Raw genomic sequence first — 22010 nt, forward strand, 5'->3', positions numbered from 1 at the left:
GCGGCCCGGGGGAGTGCGGCCCGGGGAGGGCCGCCCCCGGGAGGTCAGACGACCCGGCGCATCCAGCCGTGGACGTCCTCGGCCCGCCCGTACTGGATGTCCAGCACGTGCTCGCGGATCGCGATGGTCTGCTTGCCGGGCGTGCCGTTGCCGACGGTGAACCCGTAGCCCTCGCCCTTGAACCCGACGATCGGGGTGACCACGGCGGCCGTCCCGGCGGCGAAGACCTCGGTGACGGTGCCGTCGGCGGCACCGGCGCGCAGTTCGGAGAGGGTGATCGGGCGCTCCACCGGGGTCAGTCCGAACTCGCCCGCCAGGGCCAGGATCGAGTCCCTGGTCACCCCGTCGAGGATGTTGCCCAGCGCCGGGGTGACCAGCTCGCCGCCCGAGGTGACCAGGCACAGGTTCATCGTGCCGGACTCCTCCAGGTCGCCCTCGCCGCCGGTGTCGTCCAGGAACAGCACCTGGTCGCAGCCGTGCTCGCGGGACTCCAGCTGCGCGGCCAGGCCGGCGGCGTAGTTGCCGCCGCACTTGGCGGCGCCGGTGCCGCCCCGCCCGGCGCGGGTGTAGTTGCTGCTGACCCAGAGGGTGATGCCGGCGACGTCGCCGGCGAAGTACGGGCCGGCCGGGCTGGCGATGACCGAGTACGCGATCCGCTCGGCGGGCCGCACGCCGAGGAAGGCCTCGGCGGCGAACATGAACGGCCGCAGGTAGAGGCTCTTCTCGTCGGAGGCGTCCGGCACCCACACCTCGTCCGCGCGCACCAGCTCCTCGACGCTGGCGAGGAAGTCCTCCTCGGGCAGCACCGGCAGGGCGAGCCGCTCGGCGGAGCGGGCGAAGCGGCGGGCGTTGAACTCCGGGCGGAACAGCCAGACGCTGCCGTCGGCGTGGCGGTACGCCTTCAGCCCCTCGAAGATCTCCTGGGCGTAGTGCAGCACGGCCGCGCTGGGGTGCAGCGAGTACGGCACCAGCGGGCCGACCTTGCGGTCGTGCCAGCCCTCGGCGGGCGTCCAGGTGGCCGAGGCCATGTGGTCGGTGAAGTGCCTGCCGAAGCCCGGCGCGGCGAGGATGGTGCGGCGCTCCTCCTCGGGGACGGGACCGGTCGTCCGGAACAGAGGGAAAGCGCGACCCATCGTCAACTCCTCGAAACCGCTGTGGAATCCGTGCGAACCGGCGCCAACCGCCGGCGCCATGCCCGTCATGCTAACGGTCGTCAGCCGGGCGTGATACGGCCCCTCCGGCCGACCTCCGGGCCGGGGCCCGGGCTTCGGGGCTCCCCGCACGGCCGGGAGCGGGCTTTCGCCCGGAACCGGGACCGGCGGCTCCGCCCGCCAAACCCGGCGGAGTCCCAGCGGAACTCGAACAGCGGAGCGGAATCACTCGGGTGCGCAGCGTGATGTGCCGCCCGGGAGACCGTGTGGGCAGGGTGGTCCCAGCCCCCCACCTCCTCTGAAAGGGCAGGAACCATGGGCATATCGCTGTCCCGCCGCTCGATCTCCTCCGCCGTCACGGTGGCGCTCGCGACCTGCGCGGTCGCCGCCACGGCGTCCCCCGCGTCGGCCGCCGACGCCGCCGCCACCGGCGGAAGGACGGACGGTACGGGGAAGCCGACGGTGGTCCTGGTCCACGGGGCCTTCGCCGACGCCTCCGGCTGGGACGACGTCATCGCGAGCCTCATGGACGACGGCTACCCGGTCGTCGCCCCGCCCAACGAGCTGCCCGGCCTGGCCAGTGACGCCGCCGACGTGGCCAGTGTGCTCAAGAGCATCAAGGGCCCGATCGTGCTGGCCGGTCACTCCTACGGCGGAGCCGTGATCACCCAGGCCGCCGCCGGGAACCCGAACGTGAAGGCCCTGGTCTACGTGTCGGCGTTCGCACCCGACGTGGGCGAGTCCCCGGCCGAGCTGTCGACGAAGTTCACCGGCAGCGACCTCGCCACCGCGCTCAACCCCGTTCCCTTCACGGACCGCGTCGGCAGCGGGACGGACCTGTACATCCAGAACGGGAAGTTCCGCGCGGTCTTCGCCGCCGACCTGCCCGAGTCCCGCACCCGGCTGATGTCCGCCGAGCAGCGCCCGCTCTCCCAGTCCGGGTTCGCGGAGAAGGCCACCGCGGCCGCCTGGCGGGACATCCCGTCCTGGTTCGTCGTCTCCCGGCAGGACAAGGCGATCGCCCCCGACCTGGAGCGCTTCGAGGCCAAGCGCGCCAAGTCGCACACCGTCGAGATCGACTCCTCGCACGTGTCGATGATGTCCCACCCCGACGTCGTCGTCCGCCAGATCCGCGAGGCCGCGGGCGCCGCCGGTGGCGGTGGCGGTGGCGGGCGCGGTGACGGCGGGGGTGGCGCCGGTGGTGGCGCGGCCCCGGCGGAGCTCGCGGCCACCGGCTCCCACGGCGGGGCCGTCGCCGCGGTGGGCGCCGCCGGTGCCGTCGCGCTGCTGTCCGGCTCGGCGCTCACCCGCTTCGCCCGCCGTCGTAGCCTCCGCTGAGCCGACCGGCCCGCCGGCACGCCGGCCGGGCGGCCCGGGAGTCCCTGCCCGGCCGTCCGCGCCCGGCCGGGCCGGCGAACGGCCTCGCGGCGCCCGTCGGCTCCGCTTCAGGCGTGCGGGACCAGCGCGACCGGGCAGCGGACGTGGTGGACCGCGGCGTGCGCGACCGGCCCCAGGTGGGCGCCGAGCAGGGTCCGGCGGACACGGCGGCCGACCACCAGCAGCCGGGCGTCGGCCGCCGCGTCCACCAGGGCGACGGAGGCGCTGCCGCGGATCAGGTCGCCGGTCACCGCCACCTCGGGGTGGCGCTCCCGCCAGGGGTCCACCAGCTCGGCGAACCGGGCCCGCTCCACCGAGGACAGCGCCCCCGTCACCCCGCCCATCGCCTCCAGCGCCATGTACTGGCTGCCGACCGGCGGCGACCAGACGTGCACCACCCGCAGCGGGGCCCGGCGCCGGAGCGCGGCGTCGAAGGCGAAGGCCAGCACGTCGTCCATGGAGTGCGCCAGGTCCAGGCCCACCAGCACCGCGCCCGCCGACTCCACCGGCTCCGCCCGGACCAGCACCACCGGACAGCTCGCCCGGCGCAGCACCTCCTGGCTCACCGAACCGACCAGGAAGCCGCGCACCGGGCCCAGACCGCGCGAGCCGAGGACGAGCAGCGAGGCGGTCTTCCCGGCGGCCTCCAGCGCCTCGGCCGGGTCCGTCGGCACGATCGCCGAGGTGATCGGGCCGTCCCCGGCGGCGGCGCGCAACTCCGCCGCCCGGAGCTCCAGCCGGTCCAGGGCCCGCCGGTACGTCTCCTCGCTGCCGACCGTGTCCTTGTGCGGCCACGGCCAGGCCTGGAGGAGGTCGAGCGGGCAGTCGCGGCGCTGTGCCTCCCGCGCCGCCCACTCGGTGGCGGTGACGCTCTCGGGTGAGCCGTCGAATCCGACGACGACGGGTCCGGTCATGGCCGACTCCTCATCCACGCAGCTCGTTCAGGGCGGCGTCCAGCCGCCGGGTCGCCTCGTCCGCGACCTCGTCCAGCCCGCCCCCGGGACCGGCCAGGGTCACCATCGTCCGCGGGTCGACGGCCTCCACCACCGTGCCGTCGCCGTCCGCCCGGACCACCACGTTGCAGGGCAGCAGCAGCCCGATGCGGCGGTCGGCCTGGAGCGCGCGGTGGGCCAGGGCCGGGTTGCAGGCGCCGAGGATCAGGTAGTCCTCGACCTCCGCGCCGATCTTCTCGCGCAGGGTCGCCCGGACGTCGATCGTGGTCAGGACACCGAAGCCCTGCTCCTTGAGCGCCGCGGTGACCGCCTCCACCGCCTGGTCGAACGGCCGGTCGAGTCGTACGCCGAGACCGTAGTCCATGCTTCCTCCCGGGGATCGCCGTCCTGCGGCCCGCCGCCGGGCCCGTCCGAGGGCCGACGACAGGCCCCAGTATCGGCGGCCCCCGGCCCCGCCGCCTGTCGGCCGCAGGTGCGCCGACCTGCCGGGGCGGGATGTGGGAGTGGTACCGCGGTACTACGGGCGCGCCGATGATCGGCCCCCGGTACCACGGATCGGAGCCGTCTCCGCACTTAGCGTGGAGCTCGACGGTGGCCGGACGGACCGGCCCGGGAGCACTGGGGTGAGCGATGATCGAGGCGCACCAGCTGACGAAGCGGTACGGGGAGAAGACGGCCGTGGACGGGCTGGACTTCACGGTCCGGCCCGGGACGGTGACGGGCTTCCTCGGGCCGAACGGCGCGGGCAAGTCCACCACGATGCGGATGATCGTCGGGCTGGACGCGCCCACCGGCGGTTCGGTGCGGGTGAACGGCCGCCGCTACGCCGAGCACGCCGCGCCGCTCCAGGAGGTCGGCGCGCTGCTGGAGGCCAAGTCGGTCCACCCGGGCCGCTCGGCCTTCAACCACCTGATGGCCCAGGCCCACACCCACGGCATCCCCCGCCGCCGGGTCGAGGAGGTCATCGAGCTGACGGGGCTGACCTCGGTGGCCCGCAAGCGCGCCGGGGCGTTCTCGCTCGGCATGGGCCAGCGGCTCGGCATCGCCTCCGCCCTCCTGGGCGATCCGGCCACGGTGATGCTGGACGAGCCGGTCAACGGCCTCGACCCCGAGGGCGTCCTGTGGATCCGCAACCTGCTCACCTCGCTGGCCGCCGAGGGCCGCACCGTCTTCGTCTCCTCGCACCTGATGAGCGAGATGGCGCTGGTCGCCGACCACCTGATCATCGTCGGGCGGGGCAGGCTGCTGGCCGACACCACCGTGCACGACCTGGTCCGCGAGGCCGGCGGCGACGCCGTCAAGGTGGTCAGCGCCGATCCGGCACGGCTGCGCACCGCGCTGGCCGGCCCCGGCGTGGAGATCACCGGCCGGGCCGGCTCGGAGGAACTGCTGGTCACCGGCCGCACCGCCCGCGAGATCGGCCTGACGGCCGCCGAGCAGGGCATCGCGCTCTTCGAACTCACCCCCCGGACGGTCTCCCTGGAGGAGGCGTTCATGGACCTGACCCGCGACGCCGTCGAGTACCACGGCACCACCACCGTCGGCACCGCCGCCGAATCCCCGAGGAGCGTGGCATGAGCACCGTCGCACAGAGCCGGCCGTCCGCGTCCGCCGCGCCGCGCCCCGCACGTCCCGCCTACAAGGTGACGGCGGCTCGGGTGCTGCGCTCCGAGTGGGCGAAGCTCTGGTCGCTGCGCTCCACCTGGATCACCCTCGGGCTGTCCCTGCTGTTCCTGGTCGGCTTCGGCCTGATCGCCGCGTACCAGTTCAAGTCACGGATGACGTCCGGCCGACCGATGGACCGGGACTTCGCGGACGCGAGCACGCTGAGCCTGTCGCTGTTCGGCACCAACTTCGCCCAGCTGGCGCTCGGCGTCCTCGGCGTGCTGGTCGCCGCCGGGGAGTACTCGACGGGCATGATCCGCTCCACCCTGGCCGCCGTGCCGCGCCGGCTGCCGGTGCTCTGGTCCAAGGCCGCCGTGTACGGGCTGATCGCGCTGGTGCTCGCCACCGCCGGGGCGTTCGCCGTCTTCGTCGCCGACAGCGGAATCCTCTCCGGCACCCGCGCGGCGATGACGCTCTCCGACGCCGGTGCGGTGCGGGGCCTGCTGGGCGCCGGGCTCTACCTGGCGCTGGTCGGCGTGATCGGGGTGGCGCTCGGCGCGCTGCTGCGCTCGGTGGCCGGCGGCATCGCGGTGCTGGTGGCCGCGCTGATGCTGATCCCCGGGCTGACGTCGCTGCTGCCCAGCTCCTGGCAGAACCACATCAGCCCCTACCTGCCCAGCCACGCGGGCCAGGCGATGTTCGCCCTCCAGCACGACTCGACCATGCTCTCGCCGACAGCCGGCCTGGTCGTCTTCCTCGGCTGGACGGTCCTCGCCCTCGGTGCGGCGGCCGTGCGACTGGTACGCACCGACGCCTGAGAGACTCGACGGCGAGACGATCCACCGCGGCGCCGGGGCGACCGGCGCCGCCCCCACGACGACGTGGGCCAGGCCGATCAGGGAGGTGCCACCGATGAGCGAGCACGCCACCGCCATGAGCCCGACGAGCCCGACGAGCCCGACGAGCCCGTACGCGGACGTCCACCCGCCGGTGGACACCGCGGCCGGCGGCGCCCCGCCCTTCGACCAGCTGTCCGGCCATCCGCTGGTCGCCCGGCTGGCCAGGTTCGGCCAGGGGCTTCGGCAGGTGGCCCGCGACCACCCCTGGGGGCTCGACGCAGCCCTGCTGGCCGTCGTCTTCCTGCTGTTCTGCGTACCCGACCTCCTCCACGGCCGTGTCGAGGGCGGCGCGCGCGACCACCGGATCGTGCTCGTCCGGCCGCCGCTGCCGCAGATCCTGGCGCTACAGATCGGCCTGGTGCTGCCCCTGCTGTGGCGCCGTCGGCGGCCTACCGCCGCGTTCGCCGCGATCATGGCCGTGTTCGTCCTCCAGTGGTCACTGCACGTCGGGCTGCGCGCCGACGCCGCCCTGCTGGTCGCCCTCTACAGCCTGGCGCTGCACGGCCGGCTGCGGCACCTCGCGTGGTGCTGCGCCGCCATGGCGGTGGCCGTGTCGCTGGTCGCCGTGGCCGTCTCGGGCCACCGGCTGCCGGTCGGCGACGCGCTGTTCTTCCTGCTCAGCGCCGCGACGGCGGCCGTGGCCCTGGGCATCGCGATGCGCGTGCGGCGCGCCCAGCTCGCCGGGCTGCGCGAGCGGGCCGCCCGGCTGGAGATCGAGCGGGACCAGCGCAGCCGGCTGGCCACGGCCACCGAGCGGGCCCGGGTGGCCCGGGAGATGCACGACATCATCGGCCACAACCTGTCCGTCATCGTCACCCTGGCCGACGGCGGCGCCTACGCGGCGCAGGCCGCCCCCGAGCGAGGCCGGGAGGCGCTGCTGCTGATCGGCGACACCAGCCGGCAGGCGCTCGGCGAACTGCGGCGGATGCTCGGGGTCCTGCGCGACCAGGGCGAGCCGGACGCCGAGTACAACCCCCAGCCCGGCATCGCCGACCTCGACGGGCTGTGCGCCCGGATCCGGGCCGCCGGTCCCCAGGTGGTGTACACGGCCGCCGGCGCCCTGGACCAACTGGACCGCGGCGTCCAGCTGATGGCCTACCGGATCGTCCAGGAGGCGCTCACCAACACCCTCAAGCACGCCGGCACCGAGACCCGCGCCCGTGTCACCGTGAGCGCCGGCCCCGACCGGCTGCGGGTGCGCGTCCAGGACACCGGCCCGCCCGCCGGCTCCCGCTGGCACGGGCGCACCGAGGGGTTCGGCCACGGCCTGGCGGGGATGCGCGAACGCGCGGCCCTCTACGGCGGCACCGTCACGGCGGGCCCCGTCCCCGGTGCGGGGTGGGCGGTGGAGGCCGTGCTGCACCTCACCCCGGGCCAGGCGCCCACCCCGGGCCGGTCGTCCGCCCCCGTCCGGGCCTCGACTCCCGACCCGGCTCCCACCCCCGACCAGGCCCTCACCCCAGACCCGACAGGCGGCCCGACGTGACCACCGTCCTCATCGTGGACGACCAGCCCCTCCAGCGCTACGGCTTCCGGATGCTGCTGGAGAGCCAGCCCGACACCGAGGTGGTCGGCGAAGCCGCCCACGGCGGGGAGGCCGTCCGGCTCACCGCCGACCTGCGCCCCGACGTCGTCCTGATGGACATCCGGATGCCCGGCATGGACGGCATCGAGGCCACCCGCCACATCGTGGCGACCGGCGGGCGCTCCCGCATCCTGGTGCTGACCACCTTCGACCTCGACGAGTACGCCCACGCAGCGCTGCGCGCCGGGGCCAGCGGCTTCCTGCTCAAGGACGCCCGCCCGGAGGACCTGCTGGCCGGCATCCGCGCCGTCTCCGCGGGGGACGCCGTGGTCGCCCCCGCCGTCACCCGACGCCTGCTCGACGCCTACGCCCACCGGCTGCCGGTCCGCCCGCCCGGCGCCGAACCCGCCGCGGACCCGCGGCTGGACGCCCTGACCGACCGCGAGCGGGAGATCCTGGTCGCCATCGCCCGCGGCTGGTCCAACAGCGAGATCGCCCAGCGCCTGGTGCTGGCGGAGTCGACGGTCAAGACGCACGTCAGCCGGGTGCTGTCGAAGATCGGCGCCCGGGACCGCGTCCAGGCCGTGATCTTCGCCTACGACCGCGGACTGACCCGCCCCCAGCCACCGGTCTGACGGCCCGGCGGACGCCCCCGGGGCCGCCGTGAGGGCCGCCGTGAGGGCTGTCATGAGGACCGCCGCGAGGAGCGCCGGGGCCGCTGCCTCATGCGCCCGGGACAACGGGTGGAGCAGACTTCAACCATCCGGAGGGGCCCGGCGTGGAGAGGGCGGAGATGGCTGCGGAGAGCGTGCGAAGAGGCTGGTGGCGGCCACGGTCCGGCCGGGCGGAGCGGCAGTTGGCCGCGTCCGGACTGGTCGCGCTCCTCTGCCTGGTGGCCGGCGGCCTGTGGGCCGGGTACGTGGTGAGCCACCTGGGGGCGCCCGGGGTCTCGGCGCCCGCCCACCACCTGACGGTGCTCGGCTACGGCCTCGCCGCCGTCGCCGGAGGGGTGCTGCTGCACGCCCACCGGCCCGGGAACCAGCTCGGCTGGGTGCTGCTCGCGTACGCGACGGCGCTGATCCTGCCCATGGCGGTCCAGGCCCCGATCTGGGTCGAGGTGAGCGACCCGCGCGCGGTCGGGGCCGCGGTGGTCCTGGAGTCGGTGGGCTTCGTCGTCAGCGGCACCATCTGGATCACCCTTCCCCTGTGGCTGCCGTACGGGACGCTGCCGAGCGGGCGATGGTGGTTCGCGATCGGGGCGGTGGCCCTCTGGGAGCTGCCCCAGGCCTGCTACGACGTCTACCAGCCCACCGTCTTCGGCCGGCCGAACCCGTTCGCCGGCAGCGCCGTCGCGACCTGGCTGCGGGACTTCGACCAACGGCTGCACATCGCCCAGCTCGCCGCGTACATCGCCATGGTCCTGCTGGTGTGGCTCGTTCCGCTCCTCCGCGTCCGGGGGGTGTCCCGGTGGCGGCGCCAGAACGTGCTGATCGGCCTGGGCGTCTACCTGCTGTGGGCCGGAGCCGAGCTCGGCTACTACTTCGACGACCAGCGCACGCCCTCGTACGTCGCGCTCGTGGTCACCTCGATCCTGTGGACCGTCGCCCTGGCCGTCGTCGTGGTCCGGGACGGCTCCTGGCGGCTCGACCGGGCCGCCCGCCGGGTGCTGGTCGGCCTGCTGGTGGCCGCCGGACTGGCCGTGGTGTTCGTGCTGGTGGCCTGTCTGCTCTCCACCATGCTGATGCCCGGACGCGGCCTCGGAGCGCTGGCGGTGGTCGCCGCCGTCTTCCTGCTGGCGGTCGGCCTGCCCCGGGGCGTGCGCTGGGCGTCGGCGCTCGTCGACCGCTGGTACTACGGCTCGCGCGCCCAGCCGTACCAGGTGCTGCGCAACCTGGCCGGACGGGTGAGCCACACCGTGGACCCGCAGGAGGTGCCGACCGTGCTGTGCGACACCATCGCCGACGAACTGCGCCTCCCCGGCGTGGAGTTGAGCGTCCACACGCGCGGCGGCGAAAGGTCGCTGGCCGCCGTCGGAGAGCTCTCCGGCAGCGGCGAGGGCTTCGCGCTGGTGCACCGCGGGGAGCGGATCGGACGGCTCACGGCCGCCCCGCGCGAGGGCCAACGGGTGCTCGACGACAGCGACCGCGACATCCTGCGGTCGCTCGCCGACCAGGCCGCGCCCGCCGTCGCCTCGCTCCAGCTGACGGAGGACCTGCGGGCCAGCCGCGAGCGGATCGTCGCGGCCCGCGAGGAGGAGCGCCGACAACTGCGGCGCGACATCCACGACGGGCTCGGCCCAATGCTGGCCGGGCTGCGGCTGCGTCTCCAGGGGGCGGCCGCGGTGGACGACCCGGCGCTCTACTCCGCCGTGCTGGACCGGGTCGCGGACGACCTGGCCACGGCGGTCCGGGAGGTCCGGCGGATCACCGACCGGCTCGGGCCGACGGCCCTCGGCGACTACGGACTGTCCCGGGCGCTGGCCCGGCTCGCCGAGACGTTCAGCGGACCGGACCTCACGGTCGCCACCCGGCTGGAGCCCGACCCGTTGCCGGAGCTGCCCGCGGCCGTCGAGGTCGCGGTCTACCGGATCACCGCGGAGGCGCTCAACAACGTGGTGCGCCACGCCCGCGCGAGCACCGCCACGGTGTCCGTCCGGGTGGACGCCGGGCAGCTGCGGCTCGACGTCGAGGACGACGGGCGGGGCCCGGGCCACGGGCTGCCGGTGCACCCGGGGGTCGGGCTGCGCTCGATGTCCGAGCGGGCCGCGGAGATCGGCGGCAGCTGCACCGTGGACGCGCTTCAGCACGGCACCCGGGTCCACGCGGTGCTGCCGCGCCGCCCGGCCGGCGGCTGATGCCCGCGCCCGGGGCCCGAGCGGGCCGCCGTCCCGTCAACCGCCCCCGGCGGGAACGACCGGCTCAGGCGCGATGGCCCCCGGGCAGACGGGCGTCCCGCACGACGGCCCCCGGCGCGACGGGCCCCCGGCGCGACGGTCGGCGGGCCGGGGGCTGGGACTGGGCGACGTCTCCGGTGCGACAGGGGCCGCGCGGAGAGCCGCCGACGGAATCACTAGCAGAAGGGCGGATTGGCGCAGAAAGGTTTGACGATCGGGGGGCCTGGCCGCTTCGTTTCGGCGGTGCCTTCGCCGCGGTGCACCGGGCACCTGCACGCCCGGATGGCGGCGGCGACGCTCACCGCGGCGAAGACGGCGGCGACACCGGCGGCCACCAGTGCGGTGCCGGCCGTTCTGTCGGTCATGGGGTCCTCCACGGGATCTCCGCAGGCAGGCCGCTTCGACCTGCTCTTCCATCCGACCGCCGGCCTCGCCCCAGCCGCATGGGGCCACGGTCCCCTCCCGGTCCCGTCGTGCGGGTGGGCCCCGCGCCGGACGGGAGCCGCCGGAGGTGGACACCGGAGCGCGTCACGGTGGGCCGGGGCGGCGTCGGGAACGGGTTCGTTCACTAACATCGACAGTAGTCCCCGGCGATGACCGTGATATAGGAAATGGATTCACCATGGCGCGGCCGGTTCCGGACTTCCGGGGTTCCGGACTTCCGGAGGACCGGGGCGAATGCGCGGGGCGACGGCCATCGAGGAAGGGCGATTGAAGAAGGTGCGCGACCATGACCGCTGAAACGGATACCGGGCACGGACCGGTGACGGGCGTCCCGCTGAGGCGGCGCGGCGAGGCGCTGGAGAGCGCCATCTACGAGGCGGTCCTCCAGCAGCTCATCACCGGCGGCTACGCCCGGATGACCATGGAGGGGGTGGCCGCCGGTGCGCAGACCGGCAAGGCCGCGCTCTACCGGCGCTGGTCGTCCAAGGAGGAACTCGTCAAGGACGCGTTGCGGGCCAGCCTGCCGCCGTCCGGCCCGGCCCCCGACACCGGGAGCCTGCGCGGGGACCTGCTGGAGGTGGTCACCAGGCTGCGCGCCGCCATGTTCAGCGAGATGGGCGCGGCCGTGCGGGCCGTCATGAGCGAACTCGACCACCAGCGGGCGCACGCGTTCCTGGAGATCGTGGTGGAGCGGGTGGTCGAGCCGACGACGGCGCTGATCGCCGAGGTGCTGGAGCGCGGCACCGCGCGCGGTGAGGTCCGCCCCGGGGCGGTCACCCCGCTGGTCACCGATCTGGTGCCGGCGCTGATGCTGTACCGGATCAAGATGTGCGGCGGGGACGCGGTGCGGCTCGATCCGTCGGCGATCGTGGACGAGCTGCTGCTGCCGATCGTCCGCCCCTGAGCGGGGGATTTCGCCAGGGCGGCAGGACGGCAGTCTTCGGATTTTCCGTCCGTGTGACAAGCCGAAATCCCGGGGGAGTGGTTCCGGAGGGAATTCCCACGGGATTTCGGCGGTGGCACCCGGTGGCCGGGGCCGGTCGGCTCAGGCCCCGCTGTGGCGGAGCATGTCCTCGCGCTCGACGACCTTGACGCGCTCGCGCTGCTCGGCCTCGCCGAGCGCGCGCTCGTGGGCGTCCAGCAGCTTCCAGCCGTCCCAGGTGGTGAACCGGACGCCCTGGGCGCGCAGGTGCTCCTCGATCGCCGACGGGTCCGGCTCGACGGCGCCGGGCAGCCGGCCGCCCGCGTGGTCCTCCAGCAGGCAGGCGACGGTCTCGTTGGCGTCGCCCTTGGTGTGGCCGATCAGGCCGACCGGGCCGCGCTTGATCCAGCCGGTGACGTACGTGGCGGTGCGGTGCGAGCCGTCGCCGTCCAGGACCCGGCCGGCCGCGTGCGGGACGGTGCCCGAGACCGGGTCGAAGGGCAGCTTGGGCAGTTCGTCGGAGTAGTAGCCGACCGCGCGGTAGACCGACTGCACGTCCCAGTCGGTGAAGCGGCCGGTGCCGCGCACGTTTCCGGTGCCGTCCAGCTCGGTGCGCTCGGTGCGCAGGCCCACCACCCGGCCGTCCTCGCCGAGCACCTCGGTCGGGGACTCGAAGAAGTGCAGGTAGACCCGGTGCGGGCGGTCGCCCACGTCGCGGATCGCCCAGTTCTCCAGCGTCGAGGCGACCAGGTCGACGTGCTTGACCGCGCGGCGTTCGGCGATCGAGCCCTCGTCGTACTCGATGTCCTCGGGGTTGACGATCACCTCGATGGTGGGGGAGTGGTCCAGCTCGCGCAGCTCCATCGGGCTGAACTTGGCCTGGGCCGGGCCGCGGCGGCCGAAGACGTGCACCTCGACGGCCCGGTTGGCCTTGAGGCCCCCGTACACGTTCGGCGGGATCTCGGTGGGCAGCAGCTCGTCGGCGGTCTTGGCGAGGATGCGGGCGACGTCCAGGGCGACGTTGCCGACGCCGAGGACGGCGACCTTCTCGGCCTCCAGCGGCCAGGTGCGGGGCACGTCCGGGTGGCCGTCGTACCAGGAGACGAAGTCGGCCGCGCCGTAGGAGCCGTCGAGGTGGATGCCGGGTATGTCCAGCGCGCGGTCCGCCATCGCGCCGGTGGAGAAGACCACGGCGTCGTAGAAGCGGTGCAGGTCGTCCAGGGCGAGGTCGGTCGGGTAGTCGACGTTGCCGAACAGCCGGACCTGGGGCTTGTCGAGCACCTGGTGGAGGGCGGTGACGATGCCCTTGATCCGCGGGTGGTCGGGGGCGACGCCGTAGCGGATCAGACCGAACGGGGCGGGCATCCGTTCGAAGAGGTCGATCGAGACACCGGGGGCCTGGGCGGCGTCGGACTTCAGCAGGGCGTCCGCGGCGTAGATGCCGGCAGGGCCGGCTCCGACGATCGCGACTCGGATCGGGCGGGGCATGACGGGATGGTCCTCCGGTCGGGCGCGGCACAGGGCGGTCTGGACCTTTGTAGCAAACCGGAGGCATGACCTGCGAAGTAGGTGGCGTTGATCTATGGGGTCATAGCCCTGGCCTATGGCTCGCCGGCCGGTCCGGGCGCCCGTCCGGGACCGGCCGAGCGGGCGTGACGCGGCCGGGCCGGGGAGGGAGGGCCCCGGGTCGTACGGTGCGAGCCGCGCAGGCCAGTATGCGCCACGACCGGGCGGGGGCGGCCACCGGCCGCACGGGCTTCCTGACGGGGCGCCGGATCCCGGTGGTCCCCGACACCGGCCGCCCCTGTCGGCGGGCCGCCGGGGCCGATAGCGTCGCCGGGTGGACACGACGATCGACTCCGCCCGGGCGGGCTCCGGCCGCGACCGGCCGCCGCTGGTGACGAGGGCGCTGCTGCTGCGCTTCGTCTCCCTGCTCGGCTCCTCCATCGGTTTCAACCTGCTGCTGTCGGCGGTGCCGCTGTACGCCCAGGAGTCCGGCGGCGGTGAGCACGCGGCGGGCCTGGCCACCGGCGCGCTGATGCTCACCACCGTGGTCGGCGAGCTGGCCACCCCGTCGCTGACCGCCCGGTTCGGCTACCGCCCGGTGCTGGCCGCCGGGTTGGTGCTGCTCGGCGCGCCCGCCCTGGTACTGGTGTGGACCGGGAGCATGGCGGCGGTGGTGGCGGTCTGCCTGCTGCGCGGACTCGGCTTCGCCGTCGCCCTGGTGGCCGGCGGGGCGCTGACCGCCGCGCTGATCCCCGCCGAGCGGCGCGGGGAGGGACTCGCGCTGATCGGCCTGGTCTCCGGACTGCCCGCCCTGTTCGGACTGCCGCTCGGCGTCTGGCTGGCCCAGCACATCGGCTGGGCCTGGGTGTTCGGGATCGGGGCGGCGGCGCCGCTGGCCGCGGTCGCCTCCGTCCCGGGGCTGCCGGACCGCACCCGGGACACCGGACCGGCGGTGGGTGTGCGCCAGGGGCTGCGCAGCGGCGCACTGCTGCGCCCGGCCGTGGTCTTCGGCGCCACGGCGCTGGCGGCGGGGATCGTGGTCACCTTCCTGCCGCTCGCCGTGCCGTCCGCCGCCGTCGTCGCGGTGGCGCTGCTGGTCCAGCCCGCGGCCGCCCTGCTGACCCGCTGGCTGGCCGGGCGGTACGGGGACCGGCGCGGCTCGGCGGGGCTGGTGCTGCCCGCGCTGCTGGTGGCGGCGGCCGGGGTGCTGCTGCTGGCGTGGACGGGCAGCGCGGTCGCGGTGGTGGCCGGGGCGGCGGTGTTCGGCGCGGGCTTCGGCGTCGCCCAGAACGCGACGCTGGCCCTGATGTACACCCGGGTGCCGCCCGCCGGGTACGGCACCGTGGCGGCGCTGTGGAACGTCGCCTACGACGGCGGGATGGGGGTCGGCGCGGTCGCCTTCGGGGCGGTCGCGGGCGGGACGGGCTACCCGTGGGCGTTCGTGCTGACGGCGTTGGTGATGCTCGCCGCGCTCACCCCGGCCTGGCGGGACCGCCGCCCGGTCCGGGGGAGCGGCGACGGAGAGGGCCGCGCGGAGTGAACGGCCGGATGCGCGCCGGGTGTCAGAGCGCGTCCCAGGGGACGGTGGCCCAGGCGGCGGTCAGGGCCTCGACCAGGCCGCCCTCGCCGTCCGGGAAGGCCGTCCGGTCGATGCCGGCGAGCGGCTGGCAGGGGCAGTGGGAGTTGGCCGCCGCGGCGGCGCGCAGGTCCGGCAGGTCGTCGGAGGTCAGCGGCAGGACGGCCCAGGGCACACCGACCCTGGTCAGGCCGTGTTGCAGCAGCCGCATCGTGACACCGGGCAGCACCGGCGCGTCCGGCCAGATGACCTGGCGGCCGTCCCAGAACGCGACGTTCCACACCGAGCCCTCGCGAAGGCGCCCGTCCCGCCCCGCGAACAGGACGTCGTCGAACCCGGCGGCCCGCGCCTGGCGGTGGTGATGGGTCAGGCCCATCGTCGAGAGGTGCTTGAGGTGGGGCAACTCGCGTTCGTACGTCACCGTGCGGACGCGCAGCGCCGGCCGCGGCGCGTCGGAGACCGGGTCGGACACGGACACCATGACGTCGGGCGACAGCGGGGTGTCGGCCCGTGGGACGACGGTCACCCGGATCGACGCGTCACGTTCGGTGCCGAGCGCGTGCCGGAGCATTCCCCGGACCGCGGCGCCGTCGCTCTCGACCTCCTCACCGAACATCGCGCGGGTCGCCGCCGCCAGTCTCCGCAGGTGCAGGTCCAGGCCGCGCACCGCCCCCTGGCGCACCTGCATCGACGTGAAGTGCCCGTAACTCCGTATCGCCACCCGGTGCACGTCCTCGACGTCCGCGGGCCGGCCGTTGATCTCGATGTTCAGCATCCGCGCCATGCTTCCACAGTTCCGCCGTGGCGGACGGGTGGTCAACTCCCCGGCGCGGGGCCGTGACCGACACGCACGGGCCGGGCCGTTGCTCGACTTGCCGAGGACCGGGCGCTTGGATGGGCCCGGCCTGGTCAACGCCCGGACGCGGCCCGACCGCCCCCCGGCAAGCCGAGGAGTCACCACCGTGCACGACACCCCTGACCCCGCCGTCGTGGCCCGCCGGATCGCCGAGCGGCGCCGGCAGCTGGGCCTCAGCGAGGAGACCCTGGCCAACCGGGCCGCGATGGCCCCCCGGTACCTGCGGGCCCTGCTCGACGCGGGGCCCGGGTTCGACCCGGCGGGCTTCCTGCGGATCGCCGCCGCCCTCGGCAGCACCCGCGCCGAACTGCTGTCCGGCCGCGCCGACGCCCCGCCCGGACAGGGCGGCCCCGGTCCGCGCCCCCGGCTGCTCGACCTCACCGAGCAGGAGTGCTGGCACCTGGTCGGCAGCCACGGCATCGGCCGGATCGCCCTGCCGGGCGAGCAGGCTCCGGTGGTCATGCCGGTCAACTACGTGGTCGACCAGGGCTGCTTCGCCTACCGCACCGCCGAGCACACCGCCACCGCCCCCGAGGAGGGGGCCGCGGTCTCCTTCCAGGTCGACCACCTCGACGAGTACCTCGGCCGCGGCTGGAGCGTGCTCGCCCTCGGCCCGGCCCACTACGTGACGGACCCCCAGGAGCGCACGCGCCTGGCCGGCCTGCCCGGGGCGGCCCCCTGGGCGGGCGGGGAGCGACCGCGCTGGGTGCGCATCCACCCGGAGAAGGTCAGCGGGCGCCGGCTGGTCACGGGCTGAGGAGCCGCCCGGCGGCCGGGGCGACGCATCGAACGCCTGTGCCGCCGTGGCGGATTGGGGACCGGCGGTCGGCGGGCCGGTCCGCGTGACGGTGGCGCCGGGCACCGGCCCGGCCCGTGGACGGGCGCGGCGATGCCTGGTAAGCAGGCCGGTGGCGGCCGGGGTGGGCGAGGGCCGCCGGCTCGGGACGCGACCACCAGGAGAGCAGGGACGATGCGCAGGATGCTGATCGTCGGCGCCGGACAGGCGGGACTCCAACTGGCCCTGGGGCTCCAGGCCCACGGCTACGACGTGACGATGATGACCGACCGCACCCCGGAGGAGGTGCGCGGCGGACGGGTGCTGTCCACCCAGTGCATGTTCGACTCCGCGCTGCGCACCGAGCGCGCCCTCGGCCTGGACCTGTGGGCCGGGCAGGCGCCCAGGATCGAGGGCCTCGGCGTGTCGGTGGCCGGGCCGGAGTCGGCGCGCGCGGTCGACTGGGTCGGTCGGCTGGACGCCTACGCGCAGTCCGTCGACCAGCGGCTGAAGATGTCCACCTGGCTGGAGCTGTTCGCCGAGCGCGGCGGCCGGGTCGAACTGCGCCGGGTGAGCGCCGCCGACCTCCAGAACCTGGCCGGCTCGTACGACCTGGTGCTGGTCGCCTCCGGAAAGGGCTCGCTGGCCTCACTGTTCGAGCGCGACCCGGAGCGCTCCCCGTACGAGCGGCCACAGCGCGCGCTCGCCGCCAGCTATGTGCACGGCCTGGCGCCCCGGCCCGAGCACGACTACCCGGCGGTGCGCTGCAACCTGGTGCCGGACGTCGGTGAGCTCTTCCTGGTGCCGGCCCTGACCGAGGACGGGCCCTGCGACGCCATGGTCTGGCAGGCCCTGCCCGGTGGCCCGGCGGACGCCTTCGACGGGATCCGGGACCCGGCCGAACACCTGCGGGTGACACTGGAGTTGATGAAGGAGTTCACGCCCTGGGAGTACGACCGCACCCGCGCCGGCGTCGAACTCACCGACGCCGGCGGCACGCTGGCCGGCCGGATCACCCCGGTGGTGCGCCGCCCGGTCGGCGAACTGCCGGGCGGAGGCGCCGTCCTGGGAGTCGCGGACGTGGTCGTCCTCAACGACCCGATCGCCGGCCAGGGAGCCAACAACGCCGCCAAGTGCGCCGCGCTCTACCTGGAGGCGATCCTCGCCCACGGCGACCGGCCCTTCGACCGGGCGTTCCAGCAGGCGGCCTTCGACCGCTTCTGGCGGATCGCCGCCCCCGCCACCACCTGGAGCAACGAACTGCTCCGCCCGCCGCCCCCGCACGTCCTGCGGATCCTCGCCGCCGGGGCCGAACTGCCCGCGGTGGCCCACCGCTTCGCCAACGCCTTCGACCACCCGGCGGACCTGGAGGAGTGGTACTTCGACCCGGACAAGGCGGACGCCTACCTGGCCTCGGCCGCGGCCGGCCGCTGACCGGCCGGTCGCGGCCCCGGCTGGGGGCCCGGGCCTCGAATAGGCGCTCCCGCGTCCACCGGCTACGCTCGGTCCCCGTCGATGGGATGATGGGGTGAGCGGGGAAATGGGCAGGTGGGAGCGGGCGCTGGACGCGGCCGGCATACGGGAGCCCGGGTTGCGGGCCGACTACGGCCGGCAGCGGCAGCAGGTCGCCCGGTACAAGCGGGAGATCACCCTCGCCGCCGACCTGCTGCTGCCCGCCCGGATGGTGCCGCACGTGATCGCGGCCGCTGCCTTCATGCACCGCACCGACACCCTGATCGACAGCGGCCCGCTCGCCGAGCGCCGGGCGGCCTCGGCCCTCCGGCAGCGGCAGGTCACCGACGGCCTCGCCGCCGGCCGCACCGAGGACCCCGAGCTGCGGCCGCTGCTGAACAGCGTCGCCGCCCACCCCGTCCTGCGCGTGCCGGTGCTGGACTTCCTCGCGGCGACCGAGGCCGACCTGGACTTCACCGGCTTCGCCACCGAGGAGGACTACCAGGCCTACGTCGACGGGTACTCGCTGCCCGCCTTCATGGTGGTCGCCTCGCTGATCGGCCCGGACGGCGACCAGCGCGAGTACCGCGCCGCCTGCCGCACCTTCATCGACGGCAGCCAGCGGCTCGACTTCGTCAACGACCTCGCCGAGGACCTCGCGGACGGCCGGCTGACCATCCCCGAGAAGACGCTCGCCGAACACGGCGTCACCCGCGCCGACCTGGAGCGGGCCCGCGACCTGCCCGCCGTCCGGGCCCTGCTCGGCGCCCTGCTCGACCGGGCCGGCCGCACCCTCGCCGAGGGCAGGGCCGTCATCGGCCTGGTGCCGCCCGAGCACCGGCCGATGGTCCGCTGCATCGTCGGGATGGAGGAGCTCACCGGCGCCGCCGCCCGCGCCGACCTCGGCGCCCTGCTGCGCCGCTCGGCCGGGCCCGCCAAGCCCGCCGCGCTGCGCCTGCTGGCCCGCGAGTACCTCCGGGCCCGCCGGCTGCGCGGCTGACCGGGCGAACGGCCCGCTGGGGGCGGGCGCAGGCGGCGTCCACAAACGGAACCCTCCTTTGTCGTAGTCGATCCGGCGGGTCTGTCAGGTGCCTGTCCCGGCTCGGGAGGCCTGGCTAGCATGAGCCCGCTCAGCTCGCAGGACCCAACGACCCGCTCCTCGGGAGGACCCTCATGAGTGCCGTGATGACCGACATCCGCGACGCCGGACCGCTGGAGATCGACGAGGACGCCATCGTCTTCGAGGACGAGTTCGACGCCGACCTCACGCCGGTCGCCTGTCTCGCCGACCCGTGGGTGACGTACGTCCCGACCCGCTTCCCCTGTGAGTTCAACTCCTGATCCATCCGGATCCGAAGCGGTGGACCACGGCGGAGCGGGGGAGGAGGCGACCTTGAGCACACCGCCCGACCCCGGCTCCGCCGAGGTACCGCGACCGGTGGCAACGCGACCGGGGGCAGCGCGCCAGGAGGCCCCGCAGCAGGACGAACTGCGCTGCCGGGCCGAGCGGTTGGCCGCCCGGGCCCCCGGCCCGCACCGCCCGCTGCACGGCGACGGCCGGTGGTGGTACCTCCGGGACCCCAGGATGCCGGCGCTCGCCCACGGCTGGAAGCTGCACCTGTCCGCCCGCCCCGAGCGGTTCGCGGCGCTGCTGGACACGGCGCTGCCGATCCTGCTGCGCCGCGTCTGCGACGTGAAGTTCGCGGTCGGCACGGCGGCGCTGGCGGAGCTCAACAGCGGCCGGCACGGCGCCGCCGCCGTGGGCAAGGCCGTCACGGTCTACCCCCGGCAGGAGGAAGTCCGGGAACTGGGCGTGGAGTTGGCTCGGGCCCTGGCCGGCTGGGACGGCCCCGCCGTGGTGAGCGACCGTCCGGTGCGGGCGGACAGCCCGGTGTACTACCGCTACGGGCCGTTCCGGGTCACCGAGGACGAGGCGGAGGCCGGCATGACCGGCCCGGACGGCTCGATGTTCCCCGGCCTGGCCGAGGCCCGCTACCGCCGGCCGCCCTGGGCGGACGACCCGTTCGAGGCGCCCGGCGCCCCCGCCCGCACGGCGACCACCCGGGTCGGCGCCGGCCGCTATCGGATCACCGCCGGCATCACCCGCGCCCCCGGCGGCCACGTCTACCGCGCGCTCGAACTCGCCACCGGGCGCGAGGTGGTGGTCAAGCAGGCCCGGGCCTTCGTCGCGGAGGACGGCGCGGGCACCGACGCGCGCGGCCGGCTGCGGCACGAGCACCGGGTGCTCGCCGCGCTGGCCGGGGTGCCCGGAGTGCCGCCGCTGGTCGACTACTTCCGGCACGGCACCGACGAGTACCTGGTCAGCGGCGCCTGCGGGCCGATCGACCTGCGCCGCGCCGTGCTCACCTCCGGCCCGTACCGGGACTGGTGGACGCTGGCGCGCCGACTGCTGCGGATCCTGGACGCGGTGCACGCGCGCGGCGTGGTGGTGTGCGACCTCAAGCCCGCGAACGTGGTGCTCGGCCCGGACGGCAGGCCCGCCCTGGTCGACTTCGGCGTGAGCGCGCTGGACGGCGAACGCCCACCCGGCGCCACGGCCGGGTACGGCCTGCCGGGCGCCACCGGCAAGGACCCCGCCGAGGACCTCTACGCGCTCGGCACCACCCTGCACCACGCCCTCACCGGCCTCGACCCGGTCGTGATCGACCCGGACCCGGCGACCGACCGCGACCGCACCCTGGAGTGCCTGCGCGCCGCCCTCCCGGAGCCCGGCCACCCGGCGGCGCGGCTGGTCGAGGGCCTGCTGAGCTTCGACCCGGAACGGCGCACCGCCACGGCGGCGCTGTTGCGGGAGGGCCGGGTGCCCGCGCGTCGTGGGGCCCCGGTGCGGCCCGGCACCAGCCGGCTGGCCGAGGCGCTCGACCACACCGTCACCGGCTGCGTGCGGATGGCCCGCGAGCTGATCGCGTCCGGCGCGGGCGGTGACCGGCCCCGGACCCTGCTGTCGCTGTACGACGGCGCGGCCGGGCTCGGCCTCGAACTGCTCCAGCACCCGCACCGCCCGGACGCCCGGTCGGCCGCCGCCGAGCTGGCCCGCTGGACGGCCGCCCACCCGGCCCTCGGCCGCCTGGACGGCTCGCTGTACCAAGGGCGTTGCGGCGTCGACCTGTTCCTCGCGCAGGCCGCCGCCGTCCTCGGCACCGAGCCGCCCGAGCACCGCCGGTACGAGGGGAGCGGCCCGGACCAGATCGCCGGCGCGGCCGGGATCGGCACCGGGCACCTGCTGCTCGCCGCCGCCGCCGTCCCGCAGGCCGCACCGCACCGTGCCTCGGCGGCCGACCACGCCGCCTGGCTCGCCGGCCACCCCCTCGACGACCTCGGGGAGGAGCCCAACCCCGGCACCGCCGCCCTCGCCGAGGGCTTCGCGCACGGCCGCGCGGGCATCGCCCACTTCCTGCTCGCCATGCCGGACGAGGCCTCCCGGGCCACCGCCCGCGGGATCGTGGACGCACTCGCGGCCGACCTCCCGGGCATCATCGCCGCCGCCCGCGCGCCCGGGGCGACCCGCCGCTACCTCGCCTGGTGCCGGGGCCTGGCCGGGATCGGCACCCTGCTGGTCCAGGCCGCCCGGCGGTACGGGGACGACGCGCTGCTCGGATCGGCCGCCGAGGCGGCCGACACCTGCCGGCTGCTCGCCCCGAGGACGGCGCAGGTCTTCCGCTGCTGCGGCCTGGCGGGCGTCGGAGACCTCTTCGTCGACCTCGCGGTGGCCACGGGCGACGCCCGGCACTGGGCGGCCGCCGAGGAGCTGGCGGCGCTGATCCTGACCCGCGCGGGCGGTCCGCCGGACCGGCCGCTGCTGCCGGGCCGCCGCCCCGACGCCGAGTCCCGGGCCTGGGCCGTCGGCACCCCCGGCGTCGCCACCTTCCTGCGGCGCCTCACCCGGCGCGGCGGCCCGGTGCCGGGGCTGCTGCCGCTGGGCTGAGCGGCCTCGGGGGCGCGGCCGGAGGCTCGGCCCTGCCACGGTCACCACGTGTCCTCGCGGCGGGACCCGGCTCACCGCGATCCTCGGACCGGCCGGGCCCCCGCCCGCGCGGTCGCCGGTCGTGGACGGG

General features: G+C 75.5%; 19 protein-coding genes. 13 read left to right on the forward strand and 6 right to left on the reverse strand.

All coding sequences use genetic code 11. The features are described from left to right. Nucleotides 1-44: 44 nt before the first annotated feature. Nucleotides 45-1133, reverse strand: a complete 1089-nt coding sequence (locus ACZ55U_RS20390; RefSeq protein ID WP_465527547.1) for a branched-chain amino acid aminotransferase — start codon at nucleotides 1131-1133, stop codon at nucleotides 45-47. Between the two features lie 333 nt (nucleotides 1134-1466). On the opposite strand from ACZ55U_RS20390, the gene ACZ55U_RS20395 reads away from it, so the two are divergent. Then, the gene (locus ACZ55U_RS20395) at nucleotides 1467-2489 is read left to right on the forward strand and encodes an alpha/beta fold hydrolase (protein WP_465527548.1); all 1023 of its coding nucleotides are present in this window, start codon (nucleotides 1467-1469) and stop codon (nucleotides 2487-2489) included. Between the two features lie 107 nt (nucleotides 2490-2596). On the opposite strand, the gene ACZ55U_RS20400 is transcribed toward ACZ55U_RS20395, so the two are convergent. Both ACZ55U_RS20400 and ACZ55U_RS20405 read right to left on the reverse strand, forming a co-directional pair. Then, on the reverse strand, nucleotides 2597-3442 hold the full coding sequence (locus ACZ55U_RS20400; protein ID WP_465527549.1) for a universal stress protein: 846 nt from the start codon (nucleotides 3440-3442) through the stop codon (nucleotides 2597-2599). A gap of 10 nt (nucleotides 3443-3452) precedes the next feature. Next, nucleotides 3453-3845, reverse strand: coding sequence for a DUF302 domain-containing protein (locus ACZ55U_RS20405; protein WP_465527550.1), 393 nt, complete (start codon nucleotides 3843-3845; stop codon nucleotides 3453-3455). A 266-nt stretch (nucleotides 3846-4111) separates the two neighbouring features. Between ACZ55U_RS20405 and ACZ55U_RS20410 the strand changes: the two genes are divergently transcribed. From ACZ55U_RS20410 to ACZ55U_RS20430, 5 genes are all read left to right on the forward strand, one after another. Beyond that, on the forward strand, nucleotides 4112-5059 hold the full coding sequence (locus tag ACZ55U_RS20410) for an ABC transporter ATP-binding protein (RefSeq protein ID WP_465527551.1): 948 nt from the start codon (nucleotides 4112-4114) through the stop codon (nucleotides 5057-5059). Then, nucleotides 5056-5904 (forward strand): ABC transporter permease, encoded by an 849-nt coding sequence (locus ACZ55U_RS20415; RefSeq protein ID WP_465527552.1) that lies wholly within the window; start codon nucleotides 5056-5058, stop codon nucleotides 5902-5904. The genes ACZ55U_RS20410 and ACZ55U_RS20415 overlap by 4 nt, the downstream gene beginning before the upstream one ends. 94 nt (nucleotides 5905-5998) lie before the next feature. Next, the gene (locus ACZ55U_RS20420) at nucleotides 5999-7471 is read left to right on the forward strand and encodes a sensor histidine kinase (RefSeq protein ID WP_465527553.1); all 1473 of its coding nucleotides are present in this window, start codon (nucleotides 5999-6001) and stop codon (nucleotides 7469-7471) included. Next, on the forward strand, nucleotides 7468-8145 hold the full coding sequence (locus ACZ55U_RS20425) for a response regulator (RefSeq protein WP_465527554.1): 678 nt from the start codon (nucleotides 7468-7470) through the stop codon (nucleotides 8143-8145). The genes ACZ55U_RS20420 and ACZ55U_RS20425 overlap by 4 nt, the downstream gene beginning before the upstream one ends. Nucleotides 8146-8366: 221 nt before the next feature. After that, a complete protein-coding gene (locus tag ACZ55U_RS20430) occupies nucleotides 8367-10364 on the forward strand; it encodes a sensor histidine kinase (protein WP_465527555.1) in 1998 nt (665 codons plus the stop codon). A 215-nt stretch (nucleotides 10365-10579) separates the two neighbouring features. Here ACZ55U_RS20430 and ACZ55U_RS20435 read toward each other — a convergent pair whose 3' ends face one another. Next, nucleotides 10580-10768, reverse strand: a complete 189-nt coding sequence (locus ACZ55U_RS20435; RefSeq protein ID WP_465527556.1) for a hypothetical protein — start codon at nucleotides 10766-10768, stop codon at nucleotides 10580-10582. A gap of 365 nt (nucleotides 10769-11133) precedes the next feature. Here ACZ55U_RS20435 and ACZ55U_RS20440 point away from each other — a divergent pair, with 365 nt between their 5' ends. Then, on the forward strand, nucleotides 11134-11751 hold the full coding sequence (locus ACZ55U_RS20440) for a TetR/AcrR family transcriptional regulator (RefSeq protein ID WP_465527557.1): 618 nt from the start codon (nucleotides 11134-11136) through the stop codon (nucleotides 11749-11751). Nucleotides 11752-11892: 141 nt separating this feature from the next. Here ACZ55U_RS20440 and ACZ55U_RS20445 read toward each other — a convergent pair whose 3' ends face one another. Beyond that, the gene (locus tag ACZ55U_RS20445; RefSeq protein WP_465527558.1) at nucleotides 11893-13257 is read right to left on the reverse strand and encodes an FAD-dependent oxidoreductase; all 1365 of its coding nucleotides are present in this window, start codon (nucleotides 13255-13257) and stop codon (nucleotides 11893-11895) included. 352 nt (nucleotides 13258-13609) lie between these two features. Between ACZ55U_RS20445 and ACZ55U_RS20450 the strand changes: the two genes are divergently transcribed. Further along, complete coding sequence (locus tag ACZ55U_RS20450; RefSeq protein ID WP_465527559.1) at nucleotides 13610-14815, forward strand: MFS transporter; 1206 nt, start codon at nucleotides 13610-13612, stop codon at nucleotides 14813-14815. A gap of 22 nt (nucleotides 14816-14837) precedes the next feature. Here ACZ55U_RS20450 and ACZ55U_RS20455 read toward each other — a convergent pair whose 3' ends face one another. Beyond that, entirely contained in the window at nucleotides 14838-15635 is a 798-nt protein-coding gene (locus ACZ55U_RS20455; protein ID WP_465527560.1) for an aminotransferase class IV, read from the reverse strand. 178 nt (nucleotides 15636-15813) lie between these two features. Between ACZ55U_RS20455 and ACZ55U_RS20460 the strand changes: the two genes are divergently transcribed. The 5 genes from ACZ55U_RS20460 (at nucleotide 15814) to lanL (ending at nucleotide 21880) form a co-directional block, all read left to right on the forward strand. Continuing rightward, the gene (locus ACZ55U_RS20460) at nucleotides 15814-16464 is read left to right on the forward strand and encodes a helix-turn-helix domain-containing protein (RefSeq protein WP_465527561.1); all 651 of its coding nucleotides are present in this window, start codon (nucleotides 15814-15816) and stop codon (nucleotides 16462-16464) included. Nucleotides 16465-16677: 213 nt separating this feature from the next. Then, complete coding sequence (locus ACZ55U_RS20465; protein WP_465527562.1) at nucleotides 16678-17916, forward strand: styrene monooxygenase/indole monooxygenase family protein; 1239 nt, start codon at nucleotides 16678-16680, stop codon at nucleotides 17914-17916. Between the two features lie 106 nt (nucleotides 17917-18022). Further along, a complete protein-coding gene (locus tag ACZ55U_RS20470) occupies nucleotides 18023-18934 on the forward strand; it encodes a phytoene/squalene synthase family protein (RefSeq protein ID WP_465527563.1) in 912 nt (303 codons plus the stop codon). 173 nt (nucleotides 18935-19107) lie between these two features. Continuing rightward, the gene (locus tag ACZ55U_RS20475) at nucleotides 19108-19275 is read left to right on the forward strand and encodes an SflA family class IV lanthipeptide (protein ID WP_465527564.1); all 168 of its coding nucleotides are present in this window, start codon (nucleotides 19108-19110) and stop codon (nucleotides 19273-19275) included. A 97-nt stretch (nucleotides 19276-19372) separates the two neighbouring features. After that, complete coding sequence (lanL, locus tag ACZ55U_RS20480; RefSeq protein ID WP_465527565.1) at nucleotides 19373-21880, forward strand: class IV lanthionine synthetase LanL; 2508 nt, start codon at nucleotides 19373-19375, stop codon at nucleotides 21878-21880. Nucleotides 21881-22010 lie beyond the last annotated feature (130 nt).

The organism is Kitasatospora sp. NPDC034533, assembly GCF_055575155.1.